General features: G+C 37.0%; 15 protein-coding genes. 6 read left to right on the plus strand and 9 right to left on the minus strand.

From position 1 onward, the window contains the following. Positions 1-12 precede the first annotated feature (12 nt). Positions 13-1,350: an alpha/beta fold hydrolase gene (locus B9T35_RS07600; protein WP_086190518.1), complete on the minus strand. Its 1,338-nt coding sequence runs from the start codon at positions 1,348-1,350 to the stop codon at positions 13-15. A 307-nt stretch (positions 1,351-1,657) separates the two neighbouring features. Between B9T35_RS07600 and B9T35_RS07605 the strand changes: the two genes are divergently transcribed. From B9T35_RS07605 to pta, 3 genes are all read left to right on the plus strand, one after another. Next, positions 1,658-2,923, plus strand: a complete 1,266-nt coding sequence (locus B9T35_RS07605) for a glutamate-5-semialdehyde dehydrogenase (protein ID WP_086190519.1) — start codon at positions 1,658-1,660, stop codon at positions 2,921-2,923. A 501-nt stretch (positions 2,924-3,424) separates the two neighbouring features. Then, the gene (locus B9T35_RS07610) at positions 3,425-4,642 is read left to right on the plus strand and encodes an acetate/propionate family kinase (protein ID WP_086190520.1); all 1,218 of its coding nucleotides are present in this window, start codon (positions 3,425-3,427) and stop codon (positions 4,640-4,642) included. A gap of 172 nt (positions 4,643-4,814) precedes the next feature. After that, positions 4,815-6,965 (plus strand): phosphate acetyltransferase, encoded by a 2,151-nt coding sequence (gene pta, locus B9T35_RS07615; RefSeq protein WP_086190521.1) that lies wholly within the window; start codon positions 4,815-4,817, stop codon positions 6,963-6,965. A 112-nt stretch (positions 6,966-7,077) separates the two neighbouring features. Here pta and B9T35_RS07620 read toward each other — a convergent pair whose 3' ends face one another. The 3 genes from B9T35_RS07620 to B9T35_RS07625 all read right to left on the minus strand — a co-directional run bounded on the left by B9T35_RS07620 (position 7,078) and on the right by B9T35_RS07625 (position 8,906). Then, positions 7,078-7,551 (minus strand): SDR family oxidoreductase, encoded by a 474-nt coding sequence (locus tag B9T35_RS07620; protein WP_213033360.1) that lies wholly within the window; start codon positions 7,549-7,551, stop codon positions 7,078-7,080. A gap of 6 nt (positions 7,552-7,557) precedes the next feature. Then, entirely contained in the window at positions 7,558-7,683 is a 126-nt protein-coding gene (locus B9T35_RS18765) for a hypothetical protein (RefSeq protein WP_265733437.1), read from the minus strand. A 344-nt stretch (positions 7,684-8,027) separates the two neighbouring features. Further along, on the minus strand, positions 8,028-8,906 hold the full coding sequence (locus B9T35_RS07625; protein WP_086190522.1) for a LysR family transcriptional regulator: 879 nt from the start codon (positions 8,904-8,906) through the stop codon (positions 8,028-8,030). A 207-nt stretch (positions 8,907-9,113) separates the two neighbouring features. Here B9T35_RS07625 and B9T35_RS07630 point away from each other — a divergent pair, with 207 nt between their 5' ends. Then, a complete protein-coding gene (locus tag B9T35_RS07630; RefSeq protein WP_086190523.1) occupies positions 9,114-9,722 on the plus strand; it encodes a LysE family translocator in 609 nt (202 codons plus the stop codon). 126 nt (positions 9,723-9,848) lie between these two features. Here B9T35_RS07630 and B9T35_RS07635 read toward each other — a convergent pair whose 3' ends face one another. Then, entirely contained in the window at positions 9,849-10,478 is a 630-nt protein-coding gene (locus B9T35_RS07635; protein WP_086190524.1) for a class I SAM-dependent DNA methyltransferase, read from the minus strand. A gap of 548 nt (positions 10,479-11,026) precedes the next feature. Here B9T35_RS07635 and B9T35_RS07640 point away from each other — a divergent pair. Together B9T35_RS07640 and B9T35_RS07645 are read left to right on the plus strand one after the other, a co-directional pair. Beyond that, entirely contained in the window at positions 11,027-12,553 is a 1,527-nt protein-coding gene (locus tag B9T35_RS07640) for a fumarate hydratase (protein ID WP_086190525.1), read from the plus strand. 107 nt (positions 12,554-12,660) lie between these two features. Next, a complete protein-coding gene (locus B9T35_RS07645) occupies positions 12,661-13,203 on the plus strand; it encodes a DUF2059 domain-containing protein (RefSeq protein WP_086190526.1) in 543 nt (180 codons plus the stop codon). A gap of 63 nt (positions 13,204-13,266) precedes the next feature. Here the strand turns inward: B9T35_RS07645 and B9T35_RS07650 are convergent, their stop codons facing one another. The 4 genes from B9T35_RS07650 to tig all read right to left on the minus strand — a co-directional run bounded on the left by B9T35_RS07650 (position 13,267) and on the right by tig (position 17,668). Next, the gene (locus B9T35_RS07650) at positions 13,267-14,016 is read right to left on the minus strand and encodes a DUF2846 domain-containing protein (protein WP_086190527.1); all 750 of its coding nucleotides are present in this window, start codon (positions 14,014-14,016) and stop codon (positions 13,267-13,269) included. 153 nt (positions 14,017-14,169) lie between these two features. Then, entirely contained in the window at positions 14,170-15,480 is a 1,311-nt protein-coding gene (clpX, locus tag B9T35_RS07655) for an ATP-dependent protease ATP-binding subunit ClpX (RefSeq protein ID WP_086190528.1), read from the minus strand. Positions 15,481-15,528: 48 nt separating this feature from the next. Continuing rightward, positions 15,529-16,140, minus strand: coding sequence for an ATP-dependent Clp endopeptidase proteolytic subunit ClpP (gene clpP / locus B9T35_RS07660; protein WP_086190529.1), 612 nt, complete (start codon positions 16,138-16,140; stop codon positions 15,529-15,531). A gap of 193 nt (positions 16,141-16,333) precedes the next feature. Continuing rightward, on the minus strand, positions 16,334-17,668 hold the full coding sequence (gene tig, locus B9T35_RS07665) for a trigger factor (protein ID WP_086190530.1): 1,335 nt from the start codon (positions 17,666-17,668) through the stop codon (positions 16,334-16,336). Positions 17,669-17,873 lie beyond the last annotated feature (205 nt).

A 17,873-nucleotide genomic window follows, 5' to 3' on the forward strand; every position in this document is an offset into this window, starting at 1 on the left:
AAATTTGATACATTAAACTTCTGCTGTTTCAACCACATTCTGATCTTGAGTTTGACGTGTAATAAAACGAAGTAAGCGATCTGCATTTTCAAAACTGCCATGCTTAAATAGAGCACGAATACCCTGTTCCGATGTTTCAAAAATTAGACACTCAATCGCAAACGCACCTTCATCATCACAAAGATTCAAAGCAAGATCACGCGGATGTGCAGCGACAAAATCTAAATCTGAAACCTGTTCTAAAATCATCCACAAACCGAAATAATTCAAATCTACTATACGTACATTGGCAATTTGATCTGAATGACGATGGGTCAATTTACGCTCAGGTTCTAAAACTTGAATACGCTCTTCACCACGACGTTCAATATTTTTCATTTGCCCACGGTTTAAATTAATAATGCCATCTAAACCTTGAATCGACTCACCTTTTAAATAAGTCGTGAATAAATGCATGGTTTCTTTACGGCGTTGCAATTGCGGTACATGATCTGCATTGGCAATCATTGCAAACTGCATATTTGGACATTGCAAAGCAAAATTAGCATTTTCATGAGGCAAGGTGAAACTATCAAATTGACCACATGCAACTAGTGTATTGACCTGTGGCACAGGCACATTTGACAGCCTTAAAAGACGATTACAATTGATTTCATAACGCTCTTGTTCGGTATTTGAAAACTCAGCCATCTGTTTAAAGAATAAACGTTTCGCTGTCGGTGACATTCGTGTTTCTTTTAACTTGGCATGATTCACCAAATATAAAATAACCGCCTGACCAAACTCATCCATACGCTGTTCTTTCATCAGCATTAAAGATTCTTCAAGAAGCATGCGCCAGCTTTTGCGGGTTTTTTGCATTACTCCCATCAGAATCATTTTTTCAGCCAATTCAGGACGTTGCTCTGCAAAAAATGAAGCAATCACTGAACCGAGTGAAATACCAACAACATCAACCTTTTGAATACCAACGATATCCAACCATTGTCCTAACATAAGGGACAAATCTGGTAACTCTAAACTGCCTGCTGAAAGCCCAGTATCGACATTTGAAATTTGTTGGTTTGAGCCCATGGATGGTAAATCGATGAGAATCACTGGACCACTTTCAAAGAATTGTTCTACACAGTATTTATATGAATTAAAATTTTGAAAAGCTCCACCTACAATCACAATTGGCGTGTTATGCATTGTTCTTGGATCGGCGATAGCCATATATTCAATTTTCCAACCATCAATCCACGTCATACGTGCAGGTTGTTTAAAGCTATTTTTTGTGTAAATGTCAAAAAAACCAAAACCTGAGTTGGTTTGGTTTAGTTCTGAGTCCATTTGGATAATGGAATTCATTTCCTTCCTCCATCCTTGCTTTATTCTTTTATTTTGCAAGATATTTCTTACTCGCATTATTTGCTCAAATCATGATACAAAAATAAACATTTGTATCAATTCAATGTCCTTATGCTTTCATTCTATACAGATGTGGGATTTATACGCAATCGCTTATTTGACCACTTATCCAGTTTAAAGTGCTAAAAATGCCAAAAAATAGTTACAAGCTTTAACATAAGCTCAATTTTTCTAGAGATAGACATAGATTGTTCCAATACTGACTGCTACTATCAAAGAGAGTTTTTTAGCGATCAAATAGAACACTATGCAAGATTCAATTGAACAGTATATGCAAACTGTAGGACAACAAGCACGCCTAGCATCAAGTACTTTGGCTGCTGCATCTACTCTTGTTAAAAATAATGCCTTATCTGCAATTTATACGGCGTTAGAAAATAGTGAACCCCAAATTTTAGCTGCCAATCTTGTTGATATGACTCAAGGTCGTAACAATAATTTAGATAGTGCGCTACTTGATCGTTTAGAACTCAACCCCCTACGTTTTAAAGCAATGCTACATGGCTTAAAAGATGTGATTAGTCTAATTGATCCGATTGGAGAAATTACGGACTTGGCATATCGCCCATCTGGCATCCAAATTGGCAAAATGCGTGTGCCTTTAGGTGTCGTTGGCATGATCTACGAATCACGCCCGAACGTCACACTTGAAGCGGCTTCTCTTGCGCTAAAATCAGGAAATGCCATTATTTTACGTGGTGGTTCTGAAGCCTTAAATTCCAACCAAGCAATTGCTGAGGCGATTCAACATGGTTTAAAAGCTTCTGGCTTACCCGAACATTGCGTGCAAGTGATTAACACCACAGATCGTGCTGCGGTTGGTCAATTAATTACCATGTCTGAATATGTTGATGTGATTGTACCGCGTGGTGGTAAAGGACTCATTGAACGCATCACCAATGAAGCAACGATTCCAGTGATTAAACACTTAGATGGCAACTGCCATGTATTTGTTGAAGCGCAAGCAGACTTACATAAAGCTTTGCCAATTGCATTGAATGCAAAAACACATCGTTATGGCGTATGTAATGCAATGGAAACCTTACTGGTTGATGAAAAAGTCGCGGAAGAATTTTTACCACGTGTTGCTGAACTTTATGCTGAAAAACAGGTTGAACTTCGTGGATGTTTAGCAACGCAACGTATTTTAGGAAGCTCAGTTAAACCTGCAAGTGAAGAAGATTGGTATGAAGAATACTTAGGTCCAATTCTTGCGGTGAAAGTTGTGACTGGTATTGAAGAAGCCATTCAACACATTAACAAATATGGTTCTCATCATACCGATGCAATCATTACTGAAAACTTTAGTCTGGCACGCCAATTCCTAACACGTGTTGATTCAAGTTCAGTGATGGTCAATGCATCAACACGTTTTGCCGATGGTTTTGAATATGGCTTAGGTGCTGAAATTGGTATTTCAACCGATAAAATTCATGCACGTGGCCCAGTGGGCTTAGAGGGTTTAACCTCACAAAAATGGATTGTGTTAGGTGATGGTCAAATTCGCCAATAATTTCATTTAATTTTAAACAGCATGTTCAGTTTGAATGGCTTACTTACATGATTATTTACACGTTAAATTTTTTATGTAAAAGGTTCAATAAAACTGAGCATGCTTTAAATAAAAATATAAAGTGAAATTTTCAAGAATAATGAAACATTGAATTTAAATAAAAATATTTTTGGAAGTAATTGTTCTTAGATTTTATAAATAAAAAATTGAAAATAGCCACAGTAAAAAGCGGCTGAATAAACTTACAAAATTCTGCTTTTTTCAGCAAATAGAATACGTTTGTGATGAATCAGCTATGATAAGTTAAAGCAATCAACTGATAAATATTAAATATTAATCAATTGTTGGTCGATAGTGCTTAAGTCTAATCACCTAAAGTCTATCTAGGACAGAAAAACAACACATGGTACAACATACACACTGATCTAAATTGCATCCATAAAAAAGCACGATTAGATCAAATAGAACGACTACTTCAAATTACAATGCGGGTAATAAAACGTGTCTACATCAGTATTAGTGATTAACTGCGGATCTTCATCCATTAAATATGCGCTTGTTTCAGAGCACCGTGAAGATCGAATTTTTGGTTTAGCAGAAAACTTAGGTTCTGCTGATGCGCGTATTAAAGGTATTACCGCAGGTGGGCAACCACTTGAACTGTCAATTCCACATGCTGACCATGAAAAAGCATTGGAAACAATTTTAGGCCGTTTATCTCAGTACAAACCGAAAGCAATTGGTCACCGTGTCGTTCATGGTGGTACGCTCACTAAAGCTGAACTATTAACACCTGAAATTGTAGAACGCATTCGTGAAGCAACACCGCTTGCACCCTTGCACAATCCTGCTCACTTAGTGGGTATTGGTGCAACGATGCGCCTATTCCCAGAATTACCCCAAGTGGCTGTGTTTGATACTGCATTTCATCAAACGATGCCTGCACATGCATATCGCTATGCCTTACCAAAATTTTTATATACTGAACATAATGTGCGCCGTTATGGTTTCCACGGTACAAGCCATGCTTATGTATCAGAACGTGGTTCTGAATTAGCAGGTAGCTACAAAAAAGGCGGTTGGTTAACGGCCCACTTAGGTAATGGTAGCTCGACTTGTGCAATTTGGAATGGTCAAAGTGTAGATACCTCTATGGGCTTAACACCGCTTGAAGGTGTAGTGATGGGTACACGTAGTGGTGATGTTGATCCAAGTATTCATAGCTTCCTTGCTAGCAACTTAGGTTGGGACATTTATAAAATTGATAAAATGCTCAATAGCCAAAGTGGTTTATTGGGTTTATCTGACCTTTCCAATGATATGCGTACATTGATTGAAGCGTCTGAGCAAGGCAATGATGATGCAACACTTGCAATTGAAGTCTTCTGCTACCGTTTAGCAAAATCATTAGCTGCTTTAAGCTGTGGCTTACCACGAATTGATGGTTTGTTCTTTACTGGTGGTATTGGTGAAAACTCTGCTTATATCCGTGAAAAAACAGTCGCTTATTTACCACACTTTGGTTTCAACCTCAGCAAAGAACAAAATGATGGTTTAAAACGTGGTACTGAAGGTCGTATTGATGCAGGTACAGGACCGCAAATTTGGGTTATTCCAACTGATGAAGAAGGTCGTATTGCACTAGAAACTGAACACGTTGTGGAAACTGAGGTACAACAGGCTATAAAAAAGTCTGAATCTGAGATGACAACAGCTTAAACCGTTGTTGTTATGCTTCTTTTTTCAATATCTTGCATAGATAGCTATCATTTACATTTCGTTTTATAGCGCTCAGCTTTTTATATTTCTCTTCAATAAGCGTGAAATATAAAAAGCTTGATGTAAGTCATCGATTATAAATTATTTTAAAACTATTGATTAAGTCCTGAATATGAAAACAATTTTATTAGTACCTACAGGGGAAGGCGTCGGCTTAACATCGGCGTGTCTGGGTTTAGTCTATGCTTTGGAATGCCAAGGTATTAAAGCAGGCTTTTTCAAACCCTTTTCACAAGAATTAAAAGCTGAACCAGATCGTACCACTGCCCTTTACCGTCATATTTCTAAACTAGATTCTGTAGAGCCTATTCCGTATACACAACTTACCCATCAGTTGAATATTGGTGAAACAGATGAGTTACTTGAAGAAGCCGTCAGTCTACAGCGTCAAGTGGCGAAAAATCATGATTTCATTATTGTTGAAGGTTTAGTACCAACAGCACGAGATACCTTTGCAACAGAAATTAATGCCTTACTTGCACAAGCTTTAGATGCAAAAGTTATTTTTGTCAGCAATGCAGATATTCACAGACCTGCGCAAACAGCTGAAAAAGTTGAAGCTCAATTGCGCAACTTTGGTGGTGCAAGTAGTACACGTACAGCAGGTGTACTGTTCATGCGTACTCGTGGCTTACCTGCCGATTCTGCACAAATTCCTGTCACCATGGATACGGATTTACGTTTAATCAGTGATATCAAAAAATTCACAACTGATATTCAACAAACCTATGCGCATATTGGTACTGAACAATTTCCTGTGATTGGCATGGTTCCGTTCAGTGATACGTTAAGTGTGCCACGTATTTCAGACCTTGCTGCACAAATTCAAGCCGTCTGGATCAATGAAGGTAAAGCACAACATCGTCGTGTCTTACACAGCAGTTTAATTGCTTCAAATATTGAGCATGAATTACATAAATTTGTGGCAGGTGAGTTGATCATCAGTGCGTCTGATCGTATTGATGTACTTTTGGCAAGTAGCTTGGCGAGCAGTAATGGTATTCCACTTGCAGGTTTAGTCTTAACTGAACATCATGAACCCAATACGCGTGTTCTTGAGTTTTGCCAAACTGCAATTAAAAATGGCTTACCTATTTTACACACCTCACTGAGCACTTTTGAAACAGCACAACAGCTTTTGAATTTAAGCAATGAAATTCCAGTGGATGATACTGAGCGTGCGGATCAAGTGACTCGTTTTGTCTCTAGCCATATCGATCCTGATTGGTTAAAACAGATCATGAATGGCAGTTATACACCTCGCCTTTCACCCTCTGCTTTCCGCCATGAATTGGTGCAAAAATCAATTGTGGCAAAAAAACGTATTGTTCTACCTGAAGGTGATGAACCACGTACGATTCAAGCGGCTGCAATCTGTCAGTCTCGTGGTATTGCACAATGTATTTTACTTGCAAAACCTGAAGCTGTTTTAGAGGTTGCTAGGGCGCGTAATATCGAATTACCTTTTGATTTAGAAATTATTGATCCTGATCTGATTCGTGAAAACTATGTTACGAAAATGGTTGAACTTCGTAAAGGTAAAATCAACGAATTACAAGCGCGTGAACAGCTTCAAGATACAGTTGTACTTGGCACGATGATGTTGGCGCTTGAGCAAGTTGATGGTTTGGTTTCTGGTGCAGTACATACCACCGCAAATACTGTTCGACCTGCGTTTCAATTAATCAAAACCGCACCTGATTATTCATTGGTTTCATCGGTCTTCTTTATGTTATTACCTGATGAAGTCTATGTGTATGGTGACTGTGCGATTAATCCAGATCCTGATGCTGAACAGTTGGCAGAAATTGCGATTCAATCTGCTGACTCTGCAAAAGCTTTTGGTATTGACCCACGTATTGCGATGATTTCCTACTCTACAGGTACTTCAGGTGCTGGTGCAGAAGTTGAAAAAGTGGCGAAAGCAACTGAAATTGCCAAGCAACGCCGTCCAGATTTACTGATTGATGGTCCATTGCAATATGATGCAGCATCTGTTGAAAGTGTCGGTAAATCTAAAGCACCTGACTCACCTGTTGCAGGTCGTGCCAATGTCTTTATTTTTCCAGACTTGAACACAGGTAATACCACTTATAAAGCAGTACAACGCTCTGCAAATGTAGTGAGTGTTGGACCGATGTTGCAAGGTTTGAATAAACCTGTGAATGACTTATCTCGTGGTGCTTTGGTGGATGATATTGTGTTTACGATTGCCCTGACTGCGATTCAAGCAGAGCAAGATGCGGCAAAAGTAAAAGCTTAATATTGAATAAAAAGGAAGCCACCCAATTAAAAATTTGTGTGGCTTGTTTTATAGAATCATTATCTCATAGTGGCTTAAATATCAATTAAATAATAATTATTGATTCATCATTTTACCAAGGTACTATTTGACCTTGATAATCAAGATATTCTAATCCTATTTTTCCTTGCTTCGCTAAAACGACATTCACCAATTTAGGAATTGTTTCCTCAATACTAAGTGGTGCTTCTGGGTCACCTAATTCTGTACGGATCCAACCTGGTGCCATAACCAACATTGCATGATCAACATGACGTGCAGCAAAACTACGCATAAACATATTTAAGGCAGCTTTACTACCACGATAAACCTCTCGTTGCCCTCTCTCATTATTGGCGATACTCCCTTGCCCAGATGACATCACACCAATTACTCCATTCTTTGCGATGAGAGACTCCATACTTTCAATCACGCGCATTGGACTTAAAGCATTGGTAATCATAACTTGTGTAAAATCATCCGTAGAGACCTCACCAATAGTTTGCGTGGGATCGGAGTTGGTTGTTCCAGCATTTACAAATAAAATATCGAATCTTTGATCTGACAACTTATGTCATAGAACTTGAATCTGATCGATATCACAAATGTCTAAAATCTCGATTTCAACTCGCCCTTGATATTCATCAGCCAAGTCATGTAGTAATGTTCTAGGTGAGCTTTTACGAACAGTCCCCACCACATTCCATCCTTTTTTAGAAACTCCTCAGCAATTGCATAACCAAGACCACGTGATGCACCAATGAGAAGTAACTTTTTTGTATAGGTTCTATTTGCATTGATTATTTCCTATCATTCTAAATTTTATTAATTTTTTCTTACTAAAACGAACTTATTTTTTCAATATTGATCAAGCTTCTGAATAGAACACCTTTCAACCCATATTCGAAGAAATAATGAAAAAAGTTACTAATATTTATATATATTAAATTTCATAATAAATATGACCAATGAGCGCAACTCTTTGAGCATTAAAATAATATAAGTAATCTGCTTAAAAGCCTAAAAGTTTGATGTTGCAATTCATTAATATGAGAAAAATTTACGCTGACTACCTTGCATTTCTTGTTTTAACCATTCCATAAAAATCATTTTCCGATGATCTTCCTCAAAAGAAGTACTCGATAAAAGATAATAAGCTGAGTGATCAGAAAATGCTGGAATAACTGTATCTAATAACTGATATTCAATTTCTTTTTCAATCATATAAGCAGAAATAATTGTTGAACCTAAACCAGCAAGACAAGCTTCCAAACAAAGATAAAAATGTTCAAATTCACTGATACTGTAATCTTTAATCATTTGCTTTATTTGACTATTTTTACGTAAATGATTCAATAAATTTGGACGTGATGATGATATTAAAAGTATTTTATTTAAAGGCATTTCAAATTTTTGCACCATCACAACATATTCTTTCGCAATTTTTTCACTAAAGATATTTTCTTCCCACAGAAAATCATCTCGTCTTAATGCCAGATCAATTGGATTTTCCTTGAAATTGACCACACCACCGCCAGTTAGCAAGACAATATCAAAGCCATGATTCAATTCTTTAAATTTTGACAAACGAGGAATAAGCCATTTCATCGCAAATGTAGGCTCACAAGATAAAGTGAGTTGCTTCTTTTCTATATCTTTTTGCTTTATTCCAACAAGACACGAATCAAGTTGATTAAATATTTTTTGACAGCATTGAAACAGGACTTTCCCATTTTCGGTCAGTTTCAGTGTCTTATTTGTTCGATCAAAAAGTTCAACATCAATATTTTCTTCCAAGTTTTTAAGTTGCTTACTCACCGCACTTTGCGTCACAAAGAGTTTTTGCGACGCAATTGTGACACTCTCAAAGGTAGCAACATAATAAAAAAATTTAAGTGAATTCAACGAGACTCTTTCGATCATTCCAAAAACTCATATAAGCATGGAGAATAAATCAATTTATACTTTTTAACTTTATATGCAAAATAAAAATCACTCCAAACTACACAACTGTATTTAAGCCATGGAAAAAATTATAATTTTTTCACAGATATCTAAAAAATACCATTCAGATCTACAGCTTCATATCGGTTTCAAAGGCTTATATCCGCTCAATAAGGCTGAAGCCTAATGGAAGAAATTATTGCTGTCATGCTTATTACTATACTTGCTGTGATCAGTCCTGGTGCTGATTTTGCTATCGTCACTAAAAACAGTTACTTATATGGGCGTAAAACTGGAATTTTCACAGCATTTGGCATTGCACTTGGCGTATTCGTTCATGTCGCTTATACCTTAATTGCAATCGCTTTTGTGATAGTCTATACACCTTATATTTTAACCATTGTGAAATATGCGGGAGCAATTTATTTAATTTATATGGGTTATAAAACTTTTACACAAAAACCCGTTATTGATATAGCAACAACAATATCAATAAATCACTTTCAAGCTTTTAAATATGGTTTTTTTACCAATGCTTTAAATCCTAAAACAACTTTATTTGTGATCAGCACTTATACTCAAATCGTGAATATAAAGACCCCAAATATAATTCTTATAAGTTATGGTTTCTTTATGTCCTTCGCTCATTTTATATGGTTCGCTATTGTTGCTATCCTTTTTTCCTCTACGATTCTGAGAAAGAAAATGTTAGCCAAGCAGGTATTCATTAACCGAATCATTGGTTTAATACTCGGTTTATTAGGGCTAATATTACTTTTTGCAAAATTTAGCTAAATCTATAAATGGCTTTTTATTTGGCTCTTATGCTAATGATATTGTATTAACTACCATTCAGATCGAGTAAAAACTGGATATTACAATTTTCCATCAGAAATGTATTATATGAACTCAAAATAATCTTTAAATCTTTTTCGCTAACCACACTGTATGCCCTACACATTCCACATCTTCAGCAACCATTTTTATTAGCTCAAAACCATACTCATGTAATAAAGCTTTATATTCTTCAGGCGCTAAACTCGCATGATACAAAGCATCGCCAAACAGATCTCCAACCGCTTCACCATCCGCAGGACCACTGCTAAACATTAGGACTGTTCCTAGCATTGCATGCTGAGCAAAGCATGCAAACATCTTGCGTTGATCATCTTGAGTTAAGTGGAAAAAACTGTCCCAAGCTAAAACCCCCTGAAACTTTTGCGCTAAATGAAGCTGACGCATATCTGCTTGTAACCACCTTTGCTCAGGAAAATTCTGTTGTGCCATTTCAATCATGACATCAGAGCTATCCACACCTGTCACGGAATATCCTTGTTCAATAAAATACTGCGCAATCGGCTTACCTGAACCACACCCTAAATCAAGCAGGTGAGAGTGTTTGGGAATAAAAGAAAGGAAACGATCTAGCCATACTTTTTCGTAAAGAAAATGACCACGTAATTCTGTCCATGCACGTGCATGTTTTTTATAAATTTCAATAATATTGTCAGCAAGAAAAGATTGCTCTGCTTTAGGCTGTGGCTCTGACATGCAAGCTTATTGGTTTTTAGAATGATTTTAAAATAGTAGCAAAGTTTAGAAGAGAAGAAGAAGTATTGTTGTAATCGATAAATTTTAAAAAATTATAAGAAAGCCAAATTCAAAAAAAGAAGATAAAGCGTTGAGCTTAACCTTCTTTCTGACCATATAACCAAGTTGCTGCAATATAAAGACTAAATCCAACCACCATCAATACACTTGTAATCGTCATATTTCATGTCCTACTCTTTGATGACAGCATTATGTAAAAGTTTTATGACAACTTTATGACAAAACCGTCATATTGCAAAACAATCGATGCCACTCATTATATTAAAACTAAAAATCAAACACTTATATGAAAATATTTTTTAAAATATGGTCAAACATATTTGTATCATAGCAAAAAAATCATATTCATATCTTCGTTGAATGCCAATTAAATACACAATTTAATTTATTAAACTTTAGCCCAAAACTTAATCGAATCACCCACAAAACTTGCTTTATACCGTATAATTTAGCCCGCTAGCTAACAGCCCGCTCAAGAGATTTTTGGTATGACAACTATTATCAAACAAGATGACTTGATCACATCGGTCAAGGACGCACTTCAGTTTATTTCGTATTACCATCCGCAAGACTTCATTCAAGCAATGAGTCGTGCCTATGACCGCGAAGAAAACCAAGCCGCAAAAGATGCAATCGCACAAATTCTAATTAACTCTCGTATGTGTGCAGAAGGTCATCGTCCAATCTGTCAAGATACTGGTATTGTTAACGTATTTGTTGATGTGGGCTTAGATGTTAAATTTGATTTAACCTTAAGCTTAGATGACGCAATCAATGAAGGTGTACGCCAAGGTTACTTAGAAAATTCAAATGTACTTCGTGCATCTGTTTTAGCTGATCCTGCTTTTGGTCGTAAAAATACCAAAGATAATACGCCTGCTGTTATTCACTACAAACTCGTTCCGGGTAATAAAGTAGATATCACTGTGGCTGCTAAGGGTGGCGGTTCAGAGAATAAATCTAAATTGGCTATGTTGAATCCATCTGATTCAATTGTGGATTGGGTACTTAAAACTGTTCCAACAATGGGTGCAGGTTGGTGTCCTCCAGGTATGCTCGGTATCGGGATTGGTGGTACTGCTGAAAAAGCCATGATGCTTGCGAAAGAATCGCTCATGGAAGAAATCAACATGGACGAATTACTTCGTCGTGGACCTGAAAATAAAATTGAAGAACTCCGTATGGAAATCTTCGAAAAAGTAAATGCTTTAGGTATTGGTGCACAAGGTCTAGGTGGTTTAACTACAGTTCTTGATATTAAAATCAAAGACTATCCTTGCCATGCTGCAGGTAAACCAGTCGGTATGATTCCAAACTGTGCTGCAACACGTCATGCACATTTCCAATTAGATGGTTCAGGTATTGCGCATATTCAAGCACCTAAACTTTCTGATTATCCTGAAGTGACTTGGGATTCTTCAAAATCTAAACGTGTAGATTTAGACAATATCACGCAAGAAGAAATGGACGCTTGGCAACCAGGCGACACTTTACTTCTGAACGGTACAATCTATACAGGTCGTGATGCTGCACATAAACGTATGTGTGAAATGATCGATAAAGGTGAAGAACTACCTGTAGATCTTAAAGGTAAATTCATTTACTACGTTGGCCCTGTAGACCCTGTTGGTGATGAAGTTGTTGGTCCTGCTGGTCCAACGACTGCAACACGTATGGACAAGTTCACACGTCAAGTTTTAGAACATACAGGTCTATTCGGCATGATTGGTAAGGCTGACCGTGGTCCAACTGCAATTGCCGCAATCAAAGACCATAAAGCAACTTATTTAATGGCTGTTGGTGGCGCTGCTTATTTAGTGTCTAAAGCAGTTCGTCAAGCTGAAGTGGTTGCTTTTGCTGATTTAGGTATGGAAGCAATCTACAAATTTGTGGTTGAAGATATGCCTGTTTCTGTAGCCGTTGATGTGAATGGTACTTCAATCCACGCAATTGCACCTAAAATTTGGCAAGCGAAGATTGGTAAAATTCCAGTGGTTGATGCTGCTGCAAACTAATTTAGCCATCAGGTGTAATGATTAGTCCTAGATTAATGATTAAAACTTGAAAGCTGATGAAAAAGCACTCTATGATTAGGGTGCTTTTTTACTTTATGAGATGAATAATGAAATTTAAACAGTGGATGTTTGCTTGCAGTATGGGCCTTGTTTCATTTGGATCTTTTGCAGCACAACCAACAGATCAACAAGTACAAAAATTAATGAAAATTATGAACATTGATCAACTTCTGCAACAAACTATATTGCAGATTCGCCCACAGTTAGATCAACAAGCTTATGCCATTGTGCAAAATACGGTAAAACATGAACAATTAAGCCCACAAGAACAAATTGTTGCGAACCAGCTCTCTGATAAAATGTTTGAGCAAAGTAAAAAAACCGTGTCTTGGGAAAAATTACAGCCAAGTTATCAAAAAATTTATAAAGATGTTTATAGCGCAGATGAAGTCCAAGCACAGATTGATTTCTATTCAAGCCCAGTGGGTCAGTCCATTCTAAAAAAAGCACCATTGGTTGCACAGGAATCAATGAAGATTATGAATGCAAGCCTAGCCAGTAGCATACAAGCAACTGAAAGTGATTTTAAGGAGATTAATACTCAACTCGAGCAACTTCAAAAAGCGGCTCAAGAGGCTTCAGCTAAATAACAGTATTCACATCATCATAAATAAAAAAAGAGGGATTTATCCTCTTTTTTTCAGAATATTAGATTACCAAGTCAAAGGATTCCAAATTTTGAAAGGCTGAGTGGTATGTACATCATCACTCGCTTGATAAGTACTGCTAATTTTTTCTTTTGGTTTAATCACACGACCATCAGCAGTCACTTCTCCGACAAAGTTTAGACCCGGTGACTTCAGTTGTGTCATGCCAATTTCTTTTAAAGCTTGTCCCGTTGGCATTTGCACGAGTGGACCTACTTTTAATAAGTCACCACCACCATTTGGACCACCACGGAATTTTTCTTCTTCATACTTCACAAAGTATTGCTCACCTGCTTTAACGCTAAAATAAGCAACTTTGGGTTTCTGAAAATGCATCACTGCCAATGGACGACTTAAACTCAGCTTATAATCACCTTCCGCAAGTTCAACCCAATAATAATGATTACTGATTAAACTTGGAATTCGTTTACCATTTAAGTAAAAGCTTTGAGCCACAATCTCTTGGCGATTCCACTTACTATCTGGACGATAAAAGTAAACAATCGAAGCATGTGGATTTTGTGGTTTTACCAATTTAAAATATTGACCTGGTTCTTGATTGACCCAAGACCCCACAGAAAACTTGCCAACTTTATATTGATCTAACTTTTCATGAACTAATGAATTCTCTTTATCAAAATCAACAGAAGTTAACGTTGAAACTGCCTGATTAGCTTGCTTTTGCGCAACAGTCTGATGACTTTGACAAGCGGCTAATCCACAACTGGCTAAAAGAACTAAACCTAAGTAACGCATGATCATCCCTCACCGCGTATTTTTTATTTTTCGTTATGACTATTTTGCATATTGAGCTTAACATTTCAATGTCATTTTAAACATAAAAAACGTGTAAAAAGCCAAGCTTCTTACACGTTTCAGATGAATTGCAATGTAAAAGTAGAAAATCTATTAAGCAGACTTACTATCAAGTACCTTCAAATCCACTTTTTCTTCAACGTCTTTATTTACTTTAGGTTGACGTTCTTTTTGATAAGCAGGTTCAGCTTTATCATTAATAACCGCGTCATTAATGACAACCGTACCTACATCAGAACGACTTGGTAAATCGTACATCGTTTCAAGCAATACATTTTCTAGAATTGAACGCAGACCACGTGCACCTGTATTACGCTCTAATGCTTTCTTCGCAATCGCACGTAAAGCGGTATCTTCAAATACAAGATCCACATCTTCCATTTCAAAAAGATATTGATATTGACGAATCAATGCATTTTTTGGCTCTGTCAAAATTTGCATTAATGCTTCTTCATCAAGCTCTTCAAGCGTTGCAATTACTGGCAAACGACCAATAAACTCTGGAATTAAACCAAATTTCACTAAATCGGCAGCTTCAACTTGGCGGAAAAGTTCAGAGATTTTTTTCGTATCATCTTTGCTTTTCACATCAGCAGTAAAACCAATACCGCCTTTTTCTTGACGTTGCTGTACAACACGCTCCAATCCAGAGAATGCACCACCACAAATAAACAAAATATTTGAAGTATCAATCTGAATGAATTCTTGTTGTGGATGCTTACGACCACCTTGTGGTGGAATTGAAGCAACAGTACCTTCAATCATTTTTAACAATGCTTGTTGGACACCTTCACCAGACACATCACGCGTGATAGACGGGTTTTCAGACTTACGAGTAATCTTGTCGATTTCATCGATATAGATAATCCCTTTTTGTGCTTTTTCTACATCGTAATCCGCTTTTTGCAAAAGCTTTTGTACAATGTTTTCAACATCTTCACCAACATAACCAGCTTCGGTTAAGGTTGTTGCGTCAGCCATCGCAAAAGGAACATCTAAAAGACGTGCTAAAGTTTGTGCAAGTAAAGTCTTACCTGAACCTGTAGGTCCAATCAGTAGAATATTACTTTTCGCAAGCTCAACCACATCATCAGATTTACGCTCAGCCAAAGTTACTTTTAGGCGTTTGTAATGGTTATATACTGCAACCGATAAGGTTTTTTTCGCAGTATCTTGCCCAATCACGTACTGATCTAAAGCCGCACGAATTTCATGTGGTTTTGGTAAAGGTCGTGTTGCCCAATCACCTGTTTCAACTTGCTGACTGGTTTGAACTAAATCTAAGCACACGTCCACGCATTCATTACAAATGTAAGCGTCCTCGCCTGCAATGAGTTTACCCACTTCAGACTGTGTTTTACCACAAAATGAACAATGCTTTTGTCCTTGAGGATGTTCGGACATTTTCACTCCAAATTTTGAATCTTTGTTTGTTATGACACTGATAACCGCTTAGTTTTGTGGACGTTTTGAAAGTACTTCATCCACAAGACCATATTCTTTAGCAGCTTGAGCTGTCATAAAGTTATCACGATCAGTATCTTGTGCTAAACGCTCATAATCTTGACCGCTGTGTTCAGCCATCAAACGATTTAAACGTTCTTTAATAAATAAAATTTCACGCGCATGAATTTCAATATCAGATGCCTGACCACGGAAACCACCGAGTGGTTGGTGAATCATCACACGTGCATTTTCTAAGCAATAACGTTTACCTTTAGCACCCGCATTCAATAAGAATGCACCCATTGATGCTGCTTGCCCCATACAATATGTCACCACATCTGGCTTAATAAATTGCATAGTATCGTAAATTGCCATACCCGCAGTCACAGAACCGCCAGGTGAGTTAATATAAAGGTGAATATCTTTTTCTGGATTTTCAGCTTCTAAAAACAACATTTGCGCAACAATTAAGTTTGCCATGTTGTCTTCAACTTCACCTGTTAAAAAAATCACACGTTCACGTAAAAGACGTGAAAAAATATCAAAAGAACGCTCACCACGTGAAGATTGTTCTACTACCATTGGTACTAAAGCGTTATCAATCATTGGAACATACATACGTTAATTATTCCTGAATTTTTGTTACTCAACCCATATTTACAATATGAGGGATAATTGTTGAAAATGCAAAATATTCCCAACTAAATATCAGATATTTTTTGAATAAGCATTGTGAATAAAGGACAGATTACAAAATCGCTACATCATAAAAAAAGGCGCTTGAAGCGCCTTTTTTACAACTTTAAAGCTATTAGCCTTGTTGACGAGCAGCTTGTTGCTCTTTCAACAATTCTTCATAACTTACTGCTTTGTCTGTCACTTTAGCAGAAGCAAGGATGTGATCAACTACTTGATCTTCCAATACTACGCCTTCAATTTGAGCACGTTGCTGTGGATCATTTTTGAAGTATTCGATGACTTCAGTTGGATCTTCATAAGAAGAAGCCATATCATTGATGTAAGCTTCAACACGAGCTGGATCAACTTCAAGTTTAGCATCAGCCAATACTTTGCTCACTAAAATACCTAACTTAACAGACTTTTCAGCTTGTTCTTTAAACAAATCATCTGGAAGCATGCTGCTGTCAAATGCTTTCGCACCTTGAGCACCAAACTGCTGAGTGAACTGTTGAATCATTTGTTGACGTTGACGTTCAATTTCTTGAGTCAACATAGACTCAGGAACTTCAACTTCATTCGCAACAACAAGCGCATCAAAAGTTGCGCTCTTAACTTGGTTGCGAAGACCATTTTTCACTTCACGTTCCATGTTTTTACGAACGTCAGCTTTAAGTTTTTCAACGCCTTCTTCTTCAGTCAAACCGAAGATTTTAAGGAATTCAGCATCAATTTCAGGAAGTTTTTGTTTTTCAACAAGTTTAACTGTGATTTTAAATTGAGCTTGTTTACCTGCAAGGTTTTCAGCTTGATAGTCTTCTGGGAAAGTAACATCAATTACTTTCTCTTCGCCTTTCTTCATTCCGATGATGCCATCTTCGAAGCCAGGGATCATACGACCAGATCCTAAAACAAGTTTAAAATCTTCAGCAGAACCGCCTTCGAATTTTTCACCATCAATAGAACCTTCAAAATCGAAAGTTACTTGCATGTCTTTTTTAGACATACCTTTAGTTTCAACCCATTCAGCACGTTGCTTTTGTAGGTTTTCAAGCATTGCATCAACATCTTTATCATTGATGTCCGTTACTTTACGTTCAACGTCTAAGCCTTCAAACTTAACGTCAACTTCTGGGTAAACTTCAACAGTAGCTTGATACACTAAAGCATCATCTTTGTTTTCAACTTTATCAATGTTTGGCATGCCAACAGCATTGATTTTTTCTTGTTGAATTGCTTCAAAAACGGTGTCACGAATTACATCGTTAACAACTTCTTGATAGATACCCGCGCCATATTCACGACGAACAACGTCCAATGGCACTTTACCTGGACGGAAGCCGTTGATCTTTACAGTTTTGGCAGTACGTTTCAAACGAGCTTCAAATTGCTCGTTCACACGGCTCGTCGGTACAGATACATTTAAACGACGGGCAACGCCCGAAACCGCTTCAGAAGTTACTTGCATGGCTTCCTCGATAGAATTTAGTAATTACAGTTTTTTAAAAGTGCCACATTATATGACAACATTTAAAGATATACAAAACACAATGGATTAACCATGAATTTTTTTGTACATCTTCCATAAAATCAATGTTTTTATTATTTCTATTCATTTTTAGTATAAATACACTAATTTTTGCATGTTTTTATTTGTAAATGATAAGTTTTAT

The organism is Acinetobacter sp. ANC 3832 (assembly GCF_002135415.1).
In the GTDB taxonomy this organism is placed as follows: domain Bacteria; phylum Pseudomonadota; class Gammaproteobacteria; order Pseudomonadales; family Moraxellaceae; genus Acinetobacter.

Bases quoted from the DNA above. Each gene is read 5' to 3' on its own strand.
- B9T35_RS07600 (WP_086190518.1), bottom strand. From the start codon at position 1,350: ATGAATTCCATTATCCAAATGGACTCAGAACTAAACCAAACCAACTCA.
- B9T35_RS07605 (WP_086190519.1), top strand. From the start codon at position 1,658: ATGCAAGATTCAATTGAACAGTATATGCAAACTGTAGGACAACAAGCA.
- pta (WP_086190521.1), top strand. From the start codon at position 4,815: ATGAAAACAATTTTATTAGTACCTACAGGGGAAGGCGTCGGCTTAACA.
- B9T35_RS07625 (WP_086190522.1), bottom strand. From the start codon at position 8,906: ATGATCGAAAGAGTCTCGTTGAATTCACTTAAATTTTTTTATTATGTT.
- B9T35_RS07630 (WP_086190523.1), top strand. From the start codon at position 9,114: ATGGAAGAAATTATTGCTGTCATGCTTATTACTATACTTGCTGTGATC.
- B9T35_RS07635 (WP_086190524.1), bottom strand. From the start codon at position 10,478: ATGTCAGAGCCACAGCCTAAAGCAGAGCAATCTTTTCTTGCTGACAAT.
- B9T35_RS07640 (WP_086190525.1), top strand. From the start codon at position 11,027: ATGACAACTATTATCAAACAAGATGACTTGATCACATCGGTCAAGGAC.
- B9T35_RS07645 (WP_086190526.1), top strand. From the start codon at position 12,661: ATGAAATTTAAACAGTGGATGTTTGCTTGCAGTATGGGCCTTGTTTCA.
- B9T35_RS07650 (WP_086190527.1), bottom strand. From the start codon at position 14,016: ATGCGTTACTTAGGTTTAGTTCTTTTAGCCAGTTGTGGATTAGCCGCT.
- clpX (WP_086190528.1), bottom strand. From the start codon at position 15,480: ATGTCCGAACATCCTCAAGGACAAAAGCATTGTTCATTTTGTGGTAAA.
- clpP (WP_086190529.1), bottom strand. From the start codon at position 16,140: ATGTATGTTCCAATGATTGATAACGCTTTAGTACCAATGGTAGTAGAA.
- tig (WP_086190530.1), bottom strand. From the start codon at position 17,668: ATGCAAGTAACTTCTGAAGCGGTTTCGGGCGTTGCCCGTCGTTTAAAT.